Genomic DNA, 2,410 nt, shown 5'->3' with positions numbered 1-2,410 from the left:
CGAAGCCGCGGCACGCCGCTGCCGGGCGACCTGGACGCGGCCGTCGACCGCATCGCGCGCGGCGGCGCGACGCCGCTGGTGGTCGCGACGAACGACCGCGTGCTCGGCGTCATCGCGCTGGCCGACATCGTCAAGCACGGCGTGCGCGAGCGCTTCGCGCGGCTGCGCGCGATGGGCGTGCGCACGGTCATGATCACCGGCGACAACCCGCTGACCGCCGCGGCGATCGCGGCCGAAGCCGGCGTCGACGATTTTCTCGCCGAGGCCAAACCCGAGGACAAGCTCGCGCGCATCCGCACCGAGCAGGCCCAGGGCCGCCTCGTCGCGATGGTCGGCGACGGCACCAACGACGCGCCGGCGCTGGCCCAGGCCGACATCGGCCTGGCCATGAACTCGGGCACCCAGGCGGCCAAGGAAGCCGGCAACATGGTCGACCTGGATTCGGATCCGACCAAGCTGCTGTCGGTCGTGGAGATCGGCAAGCAGCTGCTGATCACGCGCGGCGCGCTGACCACGTTCTCGCTCGCCAACGACGTGTCGAAGTATTTCGCGATCATTCCGGCGATCTTCGTCGCGGCGATTCCGGGCATGGCGGCGCTCGATCTCATGCACCTGTCGGGCCCGGTCAACGCCGTGCTCGCGGCGCTGATCTTCAACGCGCTGATCATTCCGGCGCTGATCCCGCTCGCGCTGCGCGGCGTGTCGTTCCGCCCGGGCAGCGCCGAGGCGCTGCTGCGGCGCAACCTGCTCGTGTTCGGCGCCGGCGGCGTGCTGCTGCCGTTCGTCGCGATCAAGCTCATCGACCTGCTGCTGGCCGCGCTGTTCGGCGCGCGCTGAGCGTTTCTTCCAGTGAGGACTCCCATGAATACGTCCACCGAAACCCGGCCGCCGAGCGACAGCGGCGGCGGCCTGCGCGCCGCGCTCGTCTGGTGCGTCGCGCTCGTCGTGATCTGCGGCGTCGTGTATCCGGCGGCGGCGACCCTGCTCGGCGGCCTGCTGTTTCCGCAACAGGCGCGCGGCAGCCTGATCGAGGCCGGCGGCAGGATCGTCGGCTCGCGGCTCGTGGCCCAGCCGTTCGCCGACGCGCGCTATTTCCGGCCGCGTCCGTCGGCGGCGAACTACGACCCGAAGGCCATGTCCGGCAGCAATCTCGCGAGCAGCAACCCGGCGCTGCGCGAACGCATCGCCGCGGACTCCGCCGCGATCGCCGCACGCGAAGGCGTTGCGGCCGCGGCGATTCCGGCCGATCTCGTCACGGCGTCGGGTTCGGGCATCGACCCGCACATCTCGCCGGCCGCGGCCGAGCTGCAGGCCGCGCGCGTCGCGCGCGCCCGCGGCCTGCCGCTGGCACAGGTGCAGGCGCTGATCCGTTCGCATACGCTGCACCGCACGTTCGGGGTGTTCGGCGAGCCGCGCGTCAACGTGCTCGAACTGAACCTCGCGCTCGACGCGCTGCCGCCGGCCGCCGGCTGAGACGGCTCACTCGCCAGGAATCCGCGGCATGACCGACACCGCCGAGCAGAAGAGCCGCCAGGCCCGCGCCGATGCCCTGCTCGGCCAGATCGCGCGCGACGGCGGCAGCGGCACCCTGAAGGTCTTCCTCGGCGCCGCGCCCGGCGTCGGCAAGACCTACGCGATGCTGTCGGCCGCGCGCGAGCTGCGCCGCCAGGGCGTGGACGTCGTCGTCGGCCTCGTCGAGACTCACGGCCGCGCCGAGACCGAGGCGCTGCTCGACGGACTGGAGCTGCTGCCGCGGCGGCACAGCGCCGCCGGCGCCGCGCACGACGAGTTCGACGTCGACGCGGCGCTGAAGCGGCGGCCGCAGCTGATCCTCGTCGACGAGCTCGCCCACCGCAACGTGCCGGGCAGCCGCCACGAGCGGCGCTACCAGGACATCGAGGATCTGCTCGATGCCGGCATGGACGTCTATACGACGGTCAACATCCAGCACCTGGAAAGCCTCAACGACGTCGTGCAGCAGATCACCGGCGTGCGCGTGCGCGAGACCGTGCCCGACGCGTTCTTCGACCGCGCGCGCGACGTCGTGCTGATCGACCTGCCGCCGCGCGAGCTCATCGAGCGGCTGCGCCGGGGCAAGATCTACCTGCCCGAGCTCGCCGCGAGCGCGCTCGAGCGCTTCTTCAGCGCATCGAACCTGACCGCGCTGCGCGAGCTCGCGGTGCAGGCCGTGGCCGACCGCGTCGATGCGGACCTGCGCGAATACCAGACCGCCCACGGCGGCGGGCCCGTGCCGGTACGCCGGCGCGTGCTGCTCGCGATCGACGGCAGCGGCAACAGCGAATACCTCGTGCGCGTCGCGCGGCGCATCGCCGAGCGGCGCCAGGCAACCTGGACCGTCGTGCACGTGGACACCGGCCGCGACGCGGCCGACGGCGAGCGGCGCGAACGC

General features: G+C 72.7%; 3 protein-coding genes. All 3 read left to right on the top strand.

The features are described 5' to 3' along the window. Positions 1 to 837: HAD-IC family P-type ATPase (locus tag NON22_RS23100; protein ID WP_257389339.1), on the top strand; the 837-nt coding region annotated here is incomplete at its 5' end. A gap of 24 nt (positions 838 to 861) precedes the next feature. Beyond that, positions 862 to 1,473, top strand: a complete 612-nt coding sequence (gene kdpC / locus NON22_RS23095; protein WP_257389338.1) for a potassium-transporting ATPase subunit KdpC — start codon at positions 862 to 864, stop codon at positions 1,471 to 1,473. Between the two features lie 28 nt (positions 1,474 to 1,501). Further along, positions 1,502 to 2,410, top strand: a 909-nt coding sequence (locus NON22_RS23090) for a universal stress protein (RefSeq protein ID WP_257389337.1), incomplete at its 3' end; no start/stop codon positions are given.

Source organism: Tahibacter caeni (assembly GCF_024609805.1).
Classification (GTDB): domain Bacteria; phylum Pseudomonadota; class Gammaproteobacteria; order Xanthomonadales; family Rhodanobacteraceae; genus Tahibacter; species Tahibacter caeni.
Note: the sequence above shows the minus strand (reverse complement) of the source record. Positions and strands in the feature narration are given on the sequence as shown.

Coding starts and splice junctions, on each gene's coding strand:
- kdpC (WP_257389338.1), top strand. CDS start 862: ATGAATACGTCCACCGAAACCCGGCCGCCGAGCGACAGCGGCGGCGGC.